Genomic DNA, 15,258 nt, shown 5'->3' with positions numbered 1-15,258 from the left:
GCATTAACCAGGCGAAATATTTGAATGAGACGTTCTCTTCTAAGTGTAGCCGTTGGCCTCGCTGTGGCCGTGTCCGGCATGAAACCGGCGTTTGCAGACCAGTTCACAGTCGCAGACATTGAGGTGGAGGGCCTGCAGAGGGTTCCCGCCGGTACCGTTTTCTCGGCCTTTCCCGTCAATATCGGAGAACAGTTGGACGAGGCTGAGCTGGCCGACGCGATCAAGTCCCTGTTCCGGACAGGGCTGTTTACCGACATCGAGGCCAGCCGTGATGGTGGCGTTCTGATTGTGACGGTTCGGGAACGGCCGTCCATCAGCAATATCGAGATCGAGGGCAACAAGAATATTGAAACCGATATGCTGAAGGATGCGCTTGCCGGGGCAGGGTTGCAGGAAGGGCAGGTTTTTCTGCGGGCGACACTTGAACGTCTGGAGCTTGAAATTCTTCGGTCCTACATTGCCCAGGGGCGTTATAACGCCCGGGTAAAGGCAACGGCAGAGGAGTTGCCAAGGAATCGCGTTGCTATCCGCCTGGATATCAACGAAGGCTCTGTGGCGGCGATCCATCACATCAATCTGATCGGAAACAAGGATTTCACCGACGAGGAGTTGCGGGATCTGTTTGAATTGCAGACCACAAGCTGGTGGAACTCGCTTACCAGCTCCGACAAGTATGCCCGAGAGCGCCTCAGCGGGGATCTGGAATCGCTGCGATCATTCTATCTTGATCGCGGTTACCTCGACTTCACGGTGGAATCCAGTCAGGTCTCCATTTCGCCCGACAAGCAAAAGGTCTTTATCGCCATCGCGATGAATGAGGGCCCCCAATACACCATCTCGGAGATCAATCTGCGCGGTGAGCTGATTGTCGGTGAGGAAGAGTTGCGGTCTCTTATCCCGGTGAAAAAGGGCGATGTGTTCTCCCGCTCGCGCATGACTGCAATCTCCGAAGCCCTGGCCTTCCGGCTAGGCCGTGAGGGCTATGCATTCGCCAGTGTCAATGCCGTTCCTGAACCGGGTGAGGGTAATACCGCTGCGGTAACTTTCTTTGTGGAGCCTGGCAAGCGGGCCTATGTGCGCCGTATTAATTTTGATGGCAACGTGTCCACCCGCGACGATGTGCTTCGCCAGGAAATGACCCAGATGGAAGGGGGTGTCGCCTCCTCTGACCGCATTGAATTCTCCAAGACCAAGCTCGAACGTCTCGGCTTCTTCAAGACAGTGAACGTAGAGACGGTGCCAGTGCCCGGCACCGACGATCTGGTTGATGTGAACTACGCGGTTGAAGAGCAGCCAACCGGCAGTCTTTCGGCCTCCGTGGGCTTCTCGCAGGATTCTGGGGTAATTCTTGGTGCCAACGTGTCTGAGAACAACTTCTTTGGTACCGGCAAGCGAGTGTCCTTTGGGGTGAATGTCAGCGATTCGGTCAAAAGTGCCAATGTTTCCTATCTCGATCCGTATTACACCGTCGATGGTGTGAGCCGGGGTTTCAGCCTTTTTGCCCGCCAGACCGACTACGAAGATGAAGATATTTCCTCTTTCCTGCTGGACGAGTACGGCGGCCGTGTCACCTTTGGGTACCCGATTGACAGTATCACCCGGCTGAATTTTGGGGCCGGGTTCACCCAGTCCAATCTGAAACAGGGCCTTTTTACCTCGCAGGAAGTGACGAATTTCATTGAAGAAGAAGGGGATACCTTCAATAACTTCTTCCTGTTCGGCAGCTGGCGCCGGAGCACGCTCAACCGGGGTGTTTTGCCTTCTGACGGCTACAGCCAGTCTTTGTCGCTTGATATAGCGGTGCCGGGCAGTGACCTGACTTTCTACAAAGTGAGCCATAAAACCGATTTCTACTACCCGATTACCGATAACAATCGCTGGGTATTTCGCGCACGCTCGGAAATTGGCTACGGTGACGGCTACGGGGGGCGTGACCAGATGCCCTTTTATGAGCATTTCTATACCGGGGGATTTGGCTCGGTTCGTGGTTATCAGGCCAACTCCCTGGGCCAAAGGGCCACGAATAGCCCCAACGACTTTTCTGATCCTGACCCGTTTGGTGGCAATCTGCTCACCGAGGGTGGTCTTGAGCTGATTTTCCCGACGCCCTTCGCCGGTGACACCCGCTCCATGAGAACATCGTTCTTTGTGGACGCCGGTCAGGTTTTTGACACCGACCGTGGGTTTGATCCGGAACTTGGGGAAGTGCGGCTGTCTGCCGGTATTGGCTTCCAGTGGATTACGGCGGTCGGTCCTCTGGCCTTCAGCCTGGCGAAACCGCTGAACGATGAGCCGGGGGACGACACCCAGGTGTTCCAGTTCTCACTGGGCCAGACCTTCTAAAGCATGGATAATAACAACCTACGGATGAAAACCAGGAGAAAAGCAATGTCCCGATTCCTATTGATGTTCGCCGCTGTGCTGATGGCGTTTTCTTTCCCTGCCATGGCGGAAACCAAAATTGGTGTGGTCGATTTGCGGCAGGCACTGTTCTCCTCAGACGATGCCAAGGCCTTCAGTGAATCGCTCCAGAAGGATTTTGCCGGCGAGGAAGCCAAAGTCCGTGAAGTGCAGGAGCAGGCCCGTAAGCTCCAGGAGCGCCTGAAGAAAGACGGCGCCATGATGAACGAGACCGAACGCAACAAGCTGGCCGGTGAATTCCAGGAAAAAGTGAAAGAGTTCAATTACCTCAAGCAGAAACTTGATGCCACGGTCAGCCAGCGCAAGCAGGCATTCCTGGAAGAGGCCCGTCCGGAAGTGGATGCGGCTGTCAAAGAGCTTCTGGAAGAAAACGAGCTTGACCTGATTCTGCCGAGTGAAGCGGTTGTTTATGTGAAGCCGGAAATGAACCTGACCTCCCAGCTTCTTGAAAAACTGAACCGTTAACCTGCTAAGGGCATGCGATGCCCTGAAGTTGCTTGGGAGTCCCTGATGACAGAAAGGTCTTACTGCCTGGGAGAGATTGCCAGCGCACTTGGCGCAGAGCTTCGGGGCGATCCTGATGTGCGGGTTTCGGGTCTGGCAACCTTGCAGGCAGCCGGGCCTGGCCAGATCAGTTTCCTGGCTAACCCTTCCTATGCAAGATATCTGGCGGACACCCGGGCTTCGGCGATCATCGCGTCGCCCGCCACAGCAAAAGATGCTCCTACCAATGTCCTGTTACTGGACAATCCCTACCTGGGCTATGCCCGGCTCAGTCACTGGTTTGATCCCGCACCGGTTGCCTCTCCGGGTGTTCACCCAACGGCGGTGATTGACCCTTCGGCAAGCCTCGCTGACGACGCCTGCATCGGCCCGAACGTGGTTATCGAGGCGGAGGTTGAGGTTGGCGAAAAAGTGGTGATCGGGGCCGGGTCGGTTATTGGCGCGCGCACCCGGATTGGTGCCGGGACTGTGATCCGGCCACGAGTAACCCTGGCGCACGACGTTGTGCTGGGTCAGCGCTGCCATATCCTGAGTGGCGCCGTGATCGGTTCTGATGGTTTTGGCTTTGCCAACGAAAAGGGTGTCTGGCACCGCATTGCGCAACTGGGTCGTGTTGTTCTCGGGGACGATGTGGAAGTAGGGGCGAATACCACCATCGATCGCGGCGCACTTGATGACACCGTCATTGGAAATGGTGTGAAGCTCGATAACCTGATCCAGATTGCCCACAACGTCTGCATCGGCGAGCACAGTGCCATGGCGGCAATGGTCGGCATTGCCGGCAGCACCCGTATTGGAAAGCATTGTGTCTTCGGCGGCGCGTCCGGCGTGGCCGGACATCTGGAGATCACTGATCAGGTTCATCTGACGGGCATGACTCTGGTGACGGGTGATATCCGGGAGCCGGGCGTGTACTCTTCCGGAACCAGCGCGGATACCAACCGGCAATGGCGCAAGAACGCCGTCCGTTTTCGCCAGCTTGACGCCTTGGCGCGACGGATTAAAGAACTGGAAAAGAAATCAGAGGGCTGAGGCCGATCAACATGATAATGAATACCAAAGAAATCCTGGAATACCTGCCGCACCGATACCCGTTTTTGCTGGTTGATCGGGTAACCGAGCTGGAAAAGGGGCAGTCGATAAAGGGCTACAAGAACCTTTCCTTTAATGAGGAGTTCTTCCAGGGCCATTTTCCGAACAACCCGATCATGCCTGGAGTTCTGATCATTGAAGCCATGGCTCAGCTCTCAGGCATTCTCGGTTTTGTGACCGTGGGCCGGAAACCCTCTGACGGCGTGGTACAATACCTGGCCGGGGCCAGCAAGGCGCGCTGGAAGCGCCCCGTTTTGCCTGGGGATCAATTGTGTATGGAATCAGAACTGATCTCAGGAAAGCGTGGTATTTACAAATTCGATTGTCGCGCACTGGTCGACGGAGAAGTCGTCTGCGTGGCAGAGATTCTGACCGCTGAGAGAGAAGTTTGATGGCGACAAATGACTGGTCGGGTGTCCATCCTCAGGCGATTGTGGACCCGTCAGCCAGGCTAGGGAATAACGTAACGGTTGGTCCCTGGAGCTATATTGGCCCGAATGTGGAAATCGGAGATGGCACCGAAATTCTTTCCCATGTGGTGGTTAAGGGCCCAACCGTTATTGGCCGCAACAACCGCATTTTCCAGTTTTGTAGCATTGGCGAAGAGTGCCAGGACAAGAAATACGCGGGCGAGCCGACAACCCTGGTGATCGGTGACAACAACATCATCCGCGAGAACTGCACCGTCCACCGTGGCACGGTCCAGGATCGCGGTGAAACCCGGATTGGCAGCGGCAACCTGCTCATGGCCTACGTGCATGTGGCCCATGACTGCATCATAGGCGACAACACCATACTGGCCAATTGCGCGACCCTCGCCGGCCACGTGTCGGTCGGTGATTACGCTATTCTGGGTGGTGGTACCATGGTTCATCAATTCTGCCACATTGGTACCCACAGTATGGCTGCCGGCGGCAGTATCGTACTTAAAGACATACCGGCCTACGTAATGGCCAGCGGCCAGTCCGCCCAGCCCCACGGTATGAACGTGGAAGGCCTCAGGCGCCGCGGGTTCAGCAAGGAAGTGCTGCTGGCATTACGCCGTGCCTACAAGGTGATCTACCGCAATGGCCTGACCACCGAGCAAGCTGTGACGGAACTGGAAAAAGACTATTCCGATGTTCCTGAAGTGCGCGCCCTCATAGACTCCCTCCGTGGAGCAGACCGCGGGATCATCCGCTAACAGGGCGGGAGCCAGCCGGTGACGGACCATCCTTCCAAGGCGCTCGTCAGTAAGCGCAAAATCACCTTCGGAGTCATTGCCGGCGAGGCATCGGGAGACATTCTCGGTGCCGGCCTGATCCGTTCCCTCCGGTACCGCTACCCCAATGCCCGCTTTGTTGGCATTGGCGGCGATGAGATGATCGCCGAGGGTTTTCACTCGCTCGTGCCCATGGAACGCCTGTCGGTGATGGGTCTGGTGGAAGTGCTGGGCAGAATCCGTGAGCTGTTCAGTATCCGGGCCCGGTTACTGGCGTATTTTTTTACGACACCACCGGATGTTGTTATTGGTATCGATTCCCCGGATTTCACTCTGGCCATCGAACGGCGTTGCCGGGAGGCCGGTATCCTTTCCGTGCATTATGTGAGCCCTTCGGTGTGGGCCTGGCGCCAGAAGCGGATCTTCAAGATCGCCAAATCCGTCAATCTCATGCTCACCCTGTTTCCCTTTGAAGCCCGGTTCTATGAAGAGCATCAGGTGCCGGTGGCGTTTGTCGGTCATCCTCTGGCAGACCGCATACCCATTGAACCCGATACTCTGGAGGTGCGGAAATCCCTCGGCCTTGATGCCAATGCACCGGTGCTGGCAGTTCTGCCCGGAAGTCGGGCCGGGGAAGTGGAGCGCCTTGGCACCCTGTTTCTTGAGGCCTCCCGCTGGATTCAGGAAAAACGCCCGGATCTTCAACTGGTGATCCCCTGTGTGAACCGCGAACGTGAGAAGCAGGTCCGGGACCTTGTGGATGCACTGGACGTGACGTTGCCCGTCACCGTCGTTCGGGGTCGCTCCCGGGATGTGATGGCAGCTTCCGATGTGGTTCTGCTCGCGTCCGGCACCGCCACGCTGGAAGCCATGTTGCTGAAAAAACCCATGGTCGTGGGTTACCGTCTGAGCGGGTTCAGTTATGCCTTGCTCTCGAAACTGGTGAAGGTACCCTTCGTGGCCCTGCCCAACCTGCTGGCCAAGCGCCAGCTGGTACCTGAACTGCTTCAGGATGACGCCACCGCCGAAAGCCTGGGCGCCGCAGTGCTTGAGCGCCTGGAGAACAGCGAAGAGCGGGCACGGCTCAAAGAAGCCTTCACTGAATTGCATTACACCCTGAAGCAGGGTGCCGATGAGAAAGCCGCTCAGGCCATCTCGGAACTGGTGGAAGGCGCGAAAAACTGATGCCCAGAGCTGCCTTGCCCCCGTTTGAGTGCCGTTATACCGGCTCGCTGCTGGCCGGTGTAGACGAAGTAGGTCGGGGGCCTCTGATTGGCGCGGTTGTTACGGCCGCGGTTATCCTGGATCCGGAACGCCCCATCGCGGGCCTGGCGGACTCAAAGAAGCTCTCCGAAAAGCGCCGCAATGCCCTTTACGATGATATCCTGAAACACGCCAGTGCCTGGAGCATCGGCCGCTGTGAGGCCCGTGAGATCGATAAGCTGAACATCTACCAGGCCACCATGCTGGCGATGGAGCGCGCCGTTTCCGGCCTCGCAATTGCGCCCGAGTACGTGCTGGTGGATGGCAACCGCTGCCCCAAATGGCACTGGCCATCGGAGCCGGTGATCAAGGGCGACAGCCGCGTAGAGGCAATCAGTGCGGCCTCCATCATCGCCAAGGTAACCCGGGATCGCGAGATGGAAGCGCTGGAAGCCCGATTCCCCGGCTTCGGCCTGGCCCAGCACAAAGGCTACCCGACCCCGGTGCACATGGAAGCACTGCGCCGCCTCGGCGCAACGCCCGAGCACCGCCGCTCCTTCCGGCCGGTCCAGGAGGTTATTGACGAAGTGGGCCTCTATCAGGGAAGTGTGCTGCCGGAACCGGAAACTCTGCAATACCGAACCGACCTTTTTGAAGATACCGATTGACAGTACGAGAACGAATCCTTAATATACGCGCACGTTGATCGGGGGGTTCCCCGGAAAACAAACAGTTTTGTAAGTGCAGTTCAGTGCAAAAGTTTGATGCGGGGTGGAGCAGTCTGGTAGCTCGTCGGGCTCATAACCCGAAGGTCGTAGGTTCGAATCCTGCCCCCGCTACCATATTTAGGAAGGCAGATCAGTCACTTACTGGTCTGCCTTTTTTGTTTTTGCCCTGAAATTCTCTCTGCGCCCTCGCTGTGCCAATTTGTGAACTAGGGTTATGTTTGGCACAACCGGGATTAGCTGGGAATCAGCGGGATTGAATGGGGAGAATTCAAGCACATCAGGCATTTAGAAGTAACCGGGCGGCCAGCTTGTGCCAAATGTAGCGCCAATCACAATAAGCCCGATATATCATCAAAGCTCTCAAGTTTGGCGCGATGTTTGGCACTTGATCAGAGCGCCGATTCTGTTCGAGGCCAGAAACAGAATTGAGTCGAGGCCTGATCAGAAAAAACGCCAGGCGTCATGATCAAAGCCAGCCCGCAGACCACACCGCCCTGCCTATTACCTCCAGCTCGTTCAGCCTGTCCCTGGGGACTGTGACGGGCTGGTACTGTTTATTCTCACTGATGATCACCACGCCGTCGAAATTGCGCTGCAGGCGCTTGGCGTAGAGGTGATCGTCCAGGCGCAACACGTAGATGCCCTCGCCCTCAATCGTGGTCCTGGTGTGGTCGATCAGGACCGTGTCGCCGCTGTGTAGTACCGGCTCCATGGAGTCGCCGTCAATGCGGATGGCGGAGAGCTGCTCCGGCGTCAGCCCTTTCTTGCGCAGGCTGTAGCGCGTAAAGCTCAGGTGGGTCAGTACCCTGGAGTGCTCGTTCCAGGCGCCGTCTCCGGCGCTGCACTGGGCATCATAGAGCGGCACGAAGGCGTAGTCTTCCATGCCTGCAGGTTGTGGCACCTCCCTCTTCAATTCCTCCTTGCTGAAGCCGAACGCCAGCCAGTCGGCACCAACATCAGCTGCCGAGGCGATCATCGCCAGGCGATCGAGTGTCGGGAAGGTCTCGCCGCTCAGATAACTGCGTATGGCACCTTCTGAGAGTCGGCACTTGCGCGCAAAAACGCGCGCGCTATCGGAACCCATCGCGATTTTTAGGCGCTCCCTGAATGCGTCAAAGTTGTTTGTATCAACTTTGACGTCGTCTATTTCTCCTGCTTGCTCCGTCATAGTTACCCTAAAGCATTGAAAAAAATGCAAATAAATTAAAGGCGGCCAGTAAATGGCGCGCCTCGAACTTTGACGCGATGCACACATAAAAATGCAGATATTCTTTTATCTGAAGCTAATGCACTTTTATCCGCTTGCACGACACATAAATCCGCGCTATGTTTATTTCCTAGAACACGATAGACGACCCAAAAAAACGCCACCGAGGTGACGCATGAAAACCAAGATTCCGACCGATCCAGAACTGCTGTGGGAGTGGGTGAAATTCCAGCTCCGTATGCGTGGATCGTCCCTTGCCAAGGTTGCCCAGGATCTGGGCGTTTCCAGGCAGTCTGTCAATAACGTCAAGCGCGTGCGGTACCCGCGTGTTGAGCGGGCCATTGCCCGGAAGCTGGAACTGGCTCCCCAGGACATCTGGCCCGACCGCTGGCATCCGCACGGCGCGCCGCTCCGCGAACGTCCGAATGTGGGAGAACGCAAGGAGCAGGTATGCACTAAGCATACAAAATCTAACGCTATCGCGCACTGTCAACTGGCGCGGAGCGCATAAATATGCGCAGGGTCAAAGACACCGCCACGATTGACATCTTCGAGGTGCCCCAGCCGGTGGTCCCGCTGCCAGGCAGTGGAAACTATGCCGCCCAGGTAAGCGAGCTGGTGGGCGCTGTCTTGAAGCACTCCCCACACGATCGTTACGAGATCGCGGCCCAGATGAGCCGGCTGTCTGGCGACGACGTGTCCAAGCACATGCTGGATGCCTGGTCGAGCCCGGGCCGGAGCGAGCACAACATTCCGCTGTACCGGGTTCCGCTGCTGGAAGAGGTGTGCCACACCCACGCCTTTACCGACTGGATGGTGCACATGCGCGGCGGCCGTGTGGCCTACGGAAAAGAGGCGCTGGCGGCGCAGTACGGAAAGATGCAGCAGATGAAGGACCGGCTGCAGCACGACATGAAGGAACTGAAGCGACTGATGGGAGAAGAGGAATGAAGCAGTCTGACCTGACGAAAGATCACCACCAGGCATTCGCGGTCGCTGCCTGCCTCGGAAGCGAAGAAGCCATACAGGTCATGAGTGACCTTATATCTCAGGCTATCGCAGAGGGCATGACCGCTGTCGAGTTCAGTGTACGGATACAGAAGTCTGGCCCCTACAAGCTGCTTGAAAGGGCTGGGCAGATTATCGATGAGGCTCTAACCGCAGCGCCTCAGGAGGCCAGCGACTTTACCTGGGGGCCTGCCACTTGGGCCCTGAAAGAAATGTCCAAGTATGCCTATGAGAGCTGGGGGATCACTGACCAGTCCGTGAGCATCCGGATATTGCACCAGGCAGCTCTGACGAGAGCCCAGCCAGAAAAGTTACTGGCCGGACTTTTCAACTCCCTTTCGGGTGATGTTAAGAAGGATCGGAAGTAATGCTCTCGACCTTGCGTAAGACCGTTTCGGCAATGATCCGGGCATCCGAGTTTTCTGGCCGCCCTTCTATTTCAGCCTGCAGCTCAGCGATAACGGCCTCTTTCGTTACTGGTCGACCTTTCATCATGAGCTTCTCCACGCACTGGCCGAAGTATGAGTGCCACACGCCAGCAGCGGCAGTCCGCATGTTCTCAGCTCGGGTGCGCTGCATCTCTTCAATATCAAAATCTGTTCCCTTTGCCATGGGGGCTCCTTTTGCCTTGGTTGGTTTGGTTGGCACCTCTAACCATAGCGGAGGGGTGAGCCCCCGCCAATTCCGGGGGGATCGGTCATGAACTGCCGCACGTCTCCCATGGTCCAGTCTTATTTCACGGCGGCTGAGCTGGCAGGAATGCCAGGTGTACCCACCAGCGTGAGCGCGCTTATTCGCCGGGCCAAGGCGGAAGGCTGGGACTTCAAAAAGCGCAAGGGCAAAGGCGGTGGCCGCGAATACGCCTTTGCCAGCCTCCCCCAGGAAACCCGGGACGCCCTGCTGGAACGCCTGGTGGACAGCGCCGAGCCGGACCATCCGGTACAGACCAGCACCGCCACACCGACCCCGGCCCGCAAACCGGAAAGCTACGAGCAGTTGAACGAGACCCAGCTGCAGGTGATGGGCGCCCGGGTGGCGCTCGTGCGGGAGATCGAGCGGCTGTGCACCCTGACCACCCAGCAGAAGGCCATTCAAACGTTAGTCGCCAAGGCGGCCCTGGGAGATCTAACGCCGTATCTGGCCGAGCGGGCGGTGCTGGCGAATGATCGCAAGACCGCCACGCGCAACCTGTCCGAACGCACCCTCAAGCGCTGGCTCTCCGACTTCCGGGAGCACGGCGAGCGGGCCCTGGCCCCGAAGCGGCGCAAGGCTGACATGACCGTACCGGAGTGGCTGCCCCGGTTCCTCAAGTTCTATCAGCGCCCCCAGAAGCCCCCGGTAGCGGCGGCCTACCAGATGTTTGTGGAGCGCTCACCTGGTCCGCACCCATCCATCGACCAGGTGTACCGGCAATTGCGCAAGATGAGCCCGGAGGCCCGGGAGCGTGGCCGCATGGGGCCGCGTGACCTGAAGGCGGTTCAACCTTTCAAGCGCCGCACCTTCGATCACTTGTGGCCAAACGATGTGTGGGTGGGCGATGGTCACACCTTCAAGAGCGAGGTGATCAACCCGATCACCGGCCAGGCCTTCAAGCCGGAGATCACCATGGTGATCGACTGGGGCACCAAGCGCATTGTCGGTGTTGCCGTCAACCTGGCCGAGTCCATCCTGGCCACCCTGGACGCCCTGCGGGACGGCATCACCCGCAACGGCATGTTCGCCGTGTTCTATTCCGATAATGGCGCCGGCTTTGACAACGACCCGGTGCGGGAAGTCGTCGACCGCCTGGGCGGCACCTTCACCAACGCGCTGCCCTACAACTCCCAGGGCCGGGGCATCATCGAACGGCCGCACCAGTCCATCCTGATCCGCTACGCCAAAACCCTGGACAGCTACATCGGCCCGGACATGGACAAAGAGGCCGCCACCCGGGTGCACAAGCTCTCCCGCCAGGCCATCAAAAACGGGCTGAAGCCGCTGCACATACCGAGCTTTCAGGAGTTTTACGACGGCCTGTGCGACGCCGTCGAGCGCTACAACCACACCCCGCACTCGTCGCTGCCCAAGATCCGCGATCTGGAGACCGGCCGGATGCGCCACCAGAGCCCCATGGAAGCGCTGGCCAGCGCCGAGGCGGAAGGCTGGGAGCCGGTGAGCGCCGAGGCCGACCTGGTGGCCTCACTCACCCGGCCGCAGGAAGTGCGCAAGACGCACCGGGGCGAAGTGCGCATCAACGGCGGCATTTACTTCCTGGACCTGCTGCGGGACTTCCACGGCGAAGAGGTCAAGGTGGCCTGGGATTACCGCGACGAGACCCGCGTGGGCGTGTTCACCCTGGAGGGCGAGCTGCTGGGCGAGGCCGAACTGAACGGCAACGCCACCCCGGCAATGCCTCAGAGCATGATCCAGCGCGCCGCTGACAAGCGTGTGAAAGGCCAGCTCAACCGCCTGGGCACCAAGGCCAAAACCATCACCGGCCAGGACGTGGAGATCCGCGTGATCGAGCCCCTGTCTGCCAATGACGACAACGAAAAGCTGCTGGAAGCCGGCCGCGCCAAGGCCCGCGAACTGGCGGCACCGAAGGCCGAAACCTTCCAGATACCCGAAGACCCCACCCAGCGGTACCACCTGTGGCACGCCCTGGATAAACGCCAGAGCGCCGGCGAGACGCTGGCCGAGGCTGAACGGAAGTGGTGGGAGAGCTACCCGAAAACAACCGGATTCCGCGCTATCCAGCGCGTGATGGAAATGAGTGCCAGCGGGAATGCGCCCGCCGGCACTCGGAAGGCCATGTAAGCGCATGGCCCTGACACCCAAGCAAAAACCTCAGGAGTTTATATGAGCGTCAACACCATTGTACCACTGACCAACGTCGGCCTGCTCGCCCACGCCGTGGAGAGCGCGGCCAACCGGCCCCCGAGCTGCCCGGCCTGGTGGTGATGTACGGCCCGAGCGGCTACGGCAAATCCCTGGCGGCCGCCTACGCCGCCAACCTGCACCGCGCCTACTACGTGGAGTGCCGGGAGAGCTGGACGAAAAAGGCTTTCCTGGTCGCCATCCTGCGGGAGATGGGCATCATCCCCATGAAAACCCTCAGCGAGATGGTCGACCAGGTGGCCGAGCAGCTCAGCCGGTCCGCTCGCCCGCTGATTGTCGACGACGTCCAGTACGTGATCGACAAGGCGGCCGCCAATGTGTTGACCGACATCTACAACGCCAGCCAGGGCACCCTGATCCTGATCGGCGAGGAGCGTGTGCCTACCTCCATGGCACGCCTGGAGCGCCTGCACAACCGGGTACTGGAATGGGTGCCTGCCCAGAAGGCCAGCCTGAACGACGTGCGCGAGCTGGCCAGCCGCAGCTACCCGGATGTGGACATGGACGACGATCTGCTGCAGGCCGTGAACGACCGGGTGCGTGGCTGCCTGCGCCGGGTGGCCGTCAACCTGTACCGGATCCACAGCGAGGCACTGGCCAACGGCTGGGAGCGGGTGGACCTGGACACCTGGGGTGAACGCACCATCCATACCGGTCAGCCGCCGGCGCGGAGGGGTTGATCATGGCGAAGACCACCACCCGCAAACCCGTGCACCTGGAAGCCCAGGGGCCAAAGGGCGACCGCCAGTCGATGTGGGAAATCATGCGCAAGCTGCACAAGGGCGGCGAGCCGATCACCGTGCGCGACGTGTGGATGCTGGGTGCCGAGTGGGCCCCGAAAGGTCGAGTGCGCGATTACATGGCAGGCCTGGTGGCCGCCGGCTACCTGCGCCCCATCGAAGGCGCGCCGGGGCCATCGGTGCAGTACGAGCTGGTGAAAGACTGCGGGCTGGACGCCCCCCGGGTTCGCAAGGACGGCACCGAAGTCACCCAGGGCCGAGGCCGCGAGCAGATGTGGCGCACCATCAAGATCATCGGCGAGTTCACCTCGCAGGATCTGGCCCGAGCGGCCAGCACTCCGGACTTCCCGGTGGCCGAGAAAACCGCCAACGAATACTGCGTGATGCTGGCCGGCGCCGGGTACCTGCAAACCGTGCGCGCAGGCCGCCCCGGGCGGTTCGCCCGGTACCGCCTGATTACCAGCCGCTGGACTGGGCCCCGCGCACCGATGATCCAGCGCCTGAAACAGGTGTTCGACCCCAACACCGGCGAGGTGGTGTACACCCGCCACGGCCGCGACGGCGGAGGTGACGCATGAAACGCACCGTCGATATCTCCGCCTGGGGCGAGGAGCCCCCGCGCTGGGTGGAGCTGCTGGCCGCTGAAGTCCGGGCCAGCAACCGCACCCGGACCGCCGAGCGCATCGGTATCTCGCGCACTGCCGTGTCGCTGCTGCTGGCCAATAACTACTCCAGCCCCAGCACTGACCGCATGGAGCGCCGGGTGCTCGAAGCCCTGGACGGCATCCACTGCCCGGCCCAGGGAAAGATGATCACCACGGAGCAATGCCGGGCCTACCGCGAGCGGCCAGCCCCCACCCACAACCCGATGGCCATGCGTATCTGGCGCACCTGCCAGGGCTGCACCAACAACCCCAACGCGGCGGCCACCGGCCCCGAGCGAGGCAAGAACCATGTATAGCGTTCCCTACCTTGAGCACTACGCCGACCGTTACGTGGAGCTGCACCTGAAGGGCCACGGCATAAGCCTGGAGCAGTACCTGGCCAACCCGCAGCGCTACGAACACCTGGCAGACGAGCCCTTCCCGCTGTTGCCAAAGCAGCGCCAGGCGCAAGCCCGTATCGACGCCGCTGAGGTGCCCGTGCCGGTAGAAGCGGAGGTAGACCACCTGCCGCGCCGCAACGGCACCGTGGTGGAGATCCTGCACCACCACCGCCACCCGCGCCGCAAGCCGTCAGGCATGCCGGGATGGAGCCGCACATGACGATCGTTTGCTTTGATCAGTACCCCGTCGAGATCGACGAGCGATTCCTGCAGCAGATGATCCGCCAGCGCCACCGGGAGCGCACCCTGGAGTGCCTGCAAGCCCACGGCGGCTGTGCCACTGGCGCGGAACTTGTCGCGGCCACTCGCCTGCCGGTGGTGACGGTCGACCGGGCCCTGGCCGGGCTGATCGCCGATGGGCGCGTGCGCACCGCCGCCAGCATGCAGGGCCCGATGTACTGCATCACCACCGTGGGCCGCTGCGACTGGTGCGGCCTGGTGGACCATCACCTGGTCGAGGGCGCCTGCCCACGCTGCAGCTACCCCACCATCTCCGAATCCCGCCCGGCCGCCCGGGCACTTGAAACAACCAAAGGAGCAACATCATGAGCAATGCCAACAAGAGCCCGAACCTTGAGGGCTACCGCACCGACGCCCGGGGCCGCCTGATCCCGGAGGACCAAATCAAGGAAGTGGACAAGCTGCGGGACGAGCTGGTCTACGGCCTGGTGGATCGTGCCAAGGCCCTGCGGGAAGAGCTGCGGGACTTCAAAGGCGACGCCTTCAGCGAGATTCACGCCTTCGTGGAAACCTCTGCCCAGGAGTACGGCGTGCAGATGGGTGGGCGCAAGGGCAACGTCCAGCTGGTGAGCTTTGACGGCCGCTACAAGATCCAACGCGCCATTCAGGAAAGCATCAGCTTTGATGAGCGCCTGCAGGCGGCCAAGGCCCTGATTGACCAGTGCCTGACCGAATGGACTGCCGACGCCCGCCCTGAAGTAGCCGCCATCGTGCAGGACGCCTTCCGTGTGGACCAGGCCGGCAACATCCGCACCGGCCAGGTGCTGGGCCTGCGCCGCCTGAACATCTCCGACGCGCGCTGGCTCAAGGCTATGGACGCTATCAGCGACGCGGTGCAGGTCACCGGCTCCAAGAGCTACATCCGCCTGTATGAGCGCGTGGGCGAAACCGACCAGTACAAAGCCATCAGCCTAGATATCGCGGGAGTGTGA

The 15,258-nt window shown here is 60.0% G+C and carries 19 protein-coding genes and 1 tRNA gene; 18 read left to right on the top strand and 2 right to left on the bottom strand.

What is annotated here, in order from left to right; translation table 11 throughout:
* Positions 1-24: 24 nt before the first annotated feature.
* From bamA to msub_RS07720, 8 genes are all read left to right on the top strand, one after another.
* A complete protein-coding gene (gene bamA / locus msub_RS07755) occupies positions 25-2,343 on the top strand; it encodes an outer membrane protein assembly factor BamA (RefSeq protein ID WP_048495472.1) in 2,319 nt (772 codons plus the stop codon).
* A gap of 45 nt (positions 2,344-2,388) precedes the next feature.
* On the top strand, positions 2,389-2,886 hold the full coding sequence (locus msub_RS07750) for an OmpH family outer membrane protein (RefSeq protein ID WP_048495471.1): 498 nt from the start codon (positions 2,389-2,391) through the stop codon (positions 2,884-2,886).
* Positions 2,887-2,931: 45 nt separating this feature from the next.
* Complete coding sequence (lpxD, locus tag msub_RS07745; RefSeq protein ID WP_048495470.1) at positions 2,932-3,957, top strand: UDP-3-O-(3-hydroxymyristoyl)glucosamine N-acyltransferase; 1,026 nt, start codon at positions 2,932-2,934, stop codon at positions 3,955-3,957.
* Positions 3,958-3,971: 14 nt separating this feature from the next.
* On the top strand, positions 3,972-4,409 hold the full coding sequence (fabZ, locus tag msub_RS07740; protein ID WP_082146541.1) for a 3-hydroxyacyl-ACP dehydratase FabZ: 438 nt from the start codon (positions 3,972-3,974) through the stop codon (positions 4,407-4,409).
* Positions 4,409-5,200, top strand: a complete 792-nt coding sequence (gene lpxA, locus msub_RS07735) for an acyl-ACP--UDP-N-acetylglucosamine O-acyltransferase (RefSeq protein WP_048495468.1) — start codon at positions 4,409-4,411, stop codon at positions 5,198-5,200. The genes fabZ and lpxA overlap by 1 nt, the downstream gene beginning before the upstream one ends.
* Positions 5,201-5,218: 18 nt before the next feature.
* Positions 5,219-6,403: a lipid-A-disaccharide synthase gene (lpxB, locus tag msub_RS07730; protein ID WP_048495467.1), complete on the top strand. Its 1,185-nt coding sequence runs from the start codon at positions 5,219-5,221 to the stop codon at positions 6,401-6,403.
* Positions 6,403-7,089: a ribonuclease HII gene (gene rnhB / locus msub_RS07725; RefSeq protein WP_048495466.1), complete on the top strand. Its 687-nt coding sequence runs from the start codon at positions 6,403-6,405 to the stop codon at positions 7,087-7,089. Before lpxB ends, rnhB begins: the two co-directional genes overlap by 1 nt.
* Positions 7,090-7,186: 97 nt before the next feature.
* Positions 7,187-7,263: transfer RNA gene (locus msub_RS07720), tRNA-Met, on the top strand.
* 352 nt (positions 7,264-7,615) lie between these two features.
* Here the strand turns inward: msub_RS07720 and msub_RS07715 are convergent.
* Positions 7,616-8,317, bottom strand: a complete 702-nt coding sequence (locus msub_RS07715; protein WP_048495465.1) for a S24 family peptidase — start codon at positions 8,315-8,317, stop codon at positions 7,616-7,618.
* Between the two features lie 214 nt (positions 8,318-8,531).
* On the opposite strand from msub_RS07715, the gene msub_RS07710 reads away from it, so the two are divergent.
* The 3 genes from msub_RS07710 to msub_RS07700 are packed head-to-tail and all read left to right on the top strand — an operon-like array spanning position 8,532 to position 9,732.
* Positions 8,532-8,867 (top strand): helix-turn-helix domain-containing protein, encoded by a 336-nt coding sequence (locus msub_RS07710; RefSeq protein WP_053077943.1) that lies wholly within the window; start codon positions 8,532-8,534, stop codon positions 8,865-8,867.
* 2 nt (positions 8,868-8,869) lie between these two features.
* Positions 8,870-9,307 carry a hypothetical protein gene (locus msub_RS07705; RefSeq protein WP_048495464.1) on the top strand — a complete coding sequence of 146 codons (438 nt, stop codon included), beginning with the start codon at positions 8,870-8,872 and terminating at the stop codon, positions 9,305-9,307.
* Positions 9,304-9,732 (top strand): hypothetical protein, encoded by a 429-nt coding sequence (locus tag msub_RS07700; RefSeq protein WP_048495463.1) that lies wholly within the window; start codon positions 9,304-9,306, stop codon positions 9,730-9,732. The genes msub_RS07705 and msub_RS07700 overlap by 4 nt, the downstream gene beginning before the upstream one ends.
* On the opposite strand, the gene msub_RS07695 is transcribed toward msub_RS07700, so the two are convergent.
* Positions 9,713-9,976 (bottom strand): hypothetical protein, encoded by a 264-nt coding sequence (locus msub_RS07695; protein ID WP_048495462.1) that lies wholly within the window; start codon positions 9,974-9,976, stop codon positions 9,713-9,715. The two genes, msub_RS07700 and msub_RS07695, sit on opposite strands and share 20 nt — an antisense overlap.
* Before the next feature lie 87 nt (positions 9,977-10,063).
* On the opposite strand from msub_RS07695, the gene msub_RS07690 reads away from it, so the two are divergent.
* The 7 genes from msub_RS07690 to msub_RS07660 all read left to right on the top strand — a co-directional run bounded on the left by msub_RS07690 (position 10,064) and on the right by msub_RS07660 (position 15,258).
* Positions 10,064-12,160 (top strand): DNA-binding protein, encoded by a 2,097-nt coding sequence (locus msub_RS07690; protein WP_197083804.1) that lies wholly within the window; start codon positions 10,064-10,066, stop codon positions 12,158-12,160.
* Positions 12,161-12,303: 143 nt separating this feature from the next.
* A complete protein-coding gene (locus msub_RS07685; RefSeq protein ID WP_197083803.1) occupies positions 12,304-12,921 on the top strand; it encodes an AAA family ATPase in 618 nt (205 codons plus the stop codon).
* Between the two features lie 2 nt (positions 12,922-12,923).
* Positions 12,924-13,559 carry a hypothetical protein gene (locus tag msub_RS07680; RefSeq protein ID WP_048495460.1) on the top strand — a complete coding sequence of 212 codons (636 nt, stop codon included), beginning with the start codon at positions 12,924-12,926 and terminating at the stop codon, positions 13,557-13,559.
* The gene (locus tag msub_RS07675; protein WP_048495459.1) at positions 13,556-13,942 is read left to right on the top strand and encodes a hypothetical protein; all 387 of its coding nucleotides are present in this window, start codon (positions 13,556-13,558) and stop codon (positions 13,940-13,942) included. The genes msub_RS07680 and msub_RS07675 overlap by 4 nt, the downstream gene beginning before the upstream one ends.
* Positions 13,935-14,246: a hypothetical protein gene (locus msub_RS07670; protein ID WP_048495458.1), complete on the top strand. Its 312-nt coding sequence runs from the start codon at positions 13,935-13,937 to the stop codon at positions 14,244-14,246. Before msub_RS07675 ends, msub_RS07670 begins: the two co-directional genes overlap by 8 nt.
* Positions 14,243-14,635 carry a hypothetical protein gene (locus msub_RS07665; RefSeq protein WP_156182733.1) on the top strand — a complete coding sequence of 131 codons (393 nt, stop codon included), beginning with the start codon at positions 14,243-14,245 and terminating at the stop codon, positions 14,633-14,635. The genes msub_RS07670 and msub_RS07665 overlap by 4 nt, the downstream gene beginning before the upstream one ends.
* Positions 14,632-15,258 (top strand): DUF3164 family protein, encoded by a 627-nt coding sequence (locus msub_RS07660; protein WP_048495456.1) that lies wholly within the window; start codon positions 14,632-14,634, stop codon positions 15,256-15,258. Before msub_RS07665 ends, msub_RS07660 begins: the two co-directional genes overlap by 4 nt.

Origin of the sequence: Marinobacter subterrani (genome assembly GCF_001045555.1) — a bacterium.
Lineage (GTDB): Bacteria > Pseudomonadota > Gammaproteobacteria > Pseudomonadales > Oleiphilaceae > Marinobacter > Marinobacter subterrani.
This window is presented reverse-complemented; position numbering and strand designations above follow the sequence as displayed.

Coding starts and splice junctions, on each gene's coding strand:
- msub_RS07685 (WP_197083803.1), top strand. CDS start 12,304: ATGTACGGCCCGAGCGGCTACGGCAAATCCCTGGCGGCCGCCTACGCC.
- msub_RS07690 (WP_197083804.1), top strand. CDS start 10,064: ATGAACTGCCGCACGTCTCCCATGGTCCAGTCTTATTTCACGGCGGCT.
- msub_RS07660 (WP_048495456.1), top strand. CDS start 14,632: ATGAGCAATGCCAACAAGAGCCCGAACCTTGAGGGCTACCGCACCGAC.
- msub_RS07670 (WP_048495458.1), top strand. CDS start 13,935: ATGTATAGCGTTCCCTACCTTGAGCACTACGCCGACCGTTACGTGGAG.
- msub_RS07680 (WP_048495460.1), top strand. CDS start 12,924: ATGGCGAAGACCACCACCCGCAAACCCGTGCACCTGGAAGCCCAGGGG.
- msub_RS07675 (WP_048495459.1), top strand. CDS start 13,556: ATGAAACGCACCGTCGATATCTCCGCCTGGGGCGAGGAGCCCCCGCGC.
- lpxD (WP_048495470.1), top strand. CDS start 2,932: ATGACAGAAAGGTCTTACTGCCTGGGAGAGATTGCCAGCGCACTTGGC.
- msub_RS07715 (WP_048495465.1), bottom strand. CDS start 8,317: ATGACGGAGCAAGCAGGAGAAATAGACGACGTCAAAGTTGATACAAAC.
- msub_RS07700 (WP_048495463.1), top strand. CDS start 9,304: ATGAAGCAGTCTGACCTGACGAAAGATCACCACCAGGCATTCGCGGTC.
- msub_RS07665 (WP_156182733.1), top strand. CDS start 14,243: ATGACGATCGTTTGCTTTGATCAGTACCCCGTCGAGATCGACGAGCGA.
- rnhB (WP_048495466.1), top strand. CDS start 6,403: ATGCCCAGAGCTGCCTTGCCCCCGTTTGAGTGCCGTTATACCGGCTCG.
- msub_RS07705 (WP_048495464.1), top strand. CDS start 8,870: ATGCGCAGGGTCAAAGACACCGCCACGATTGACATCTTCGAGGTGCCC.
- msub_RS07750 (WP_048495471.1), top strand. CDS start 2,389: ATGTCCCGATTCCTATTGATGTTCGCCGCTGTGCTGATGGCGTTTTCT.
- bamA (WP_048495472.1), top strand. CDS start 25: ATGAGACGTTCTCTTCTAAGTGTAGCCGTTGGCCTCGCTGTGGCCGTG.
- msub_RS07710 (WP_053077943.1), top strand. CDS start 8,532: ATGAAAACCAAGATTCCGACCGATCCAGAACTGCTGTGGGAGTGGGTG.
- lpxA (WP_048495468.1), top strand. CDS start 4,409: ATGGCGACAAATGACTGGTCGGGTGTCCATCCTCAGGCGATTGTGGAC.
- msub_RS07695 (WP_048495462.1), bottom strand. CDS start 9,976: ATGGCAAAGGGAACAGATTTTGATATTGAAGAGATGCAGCGCACCCGA.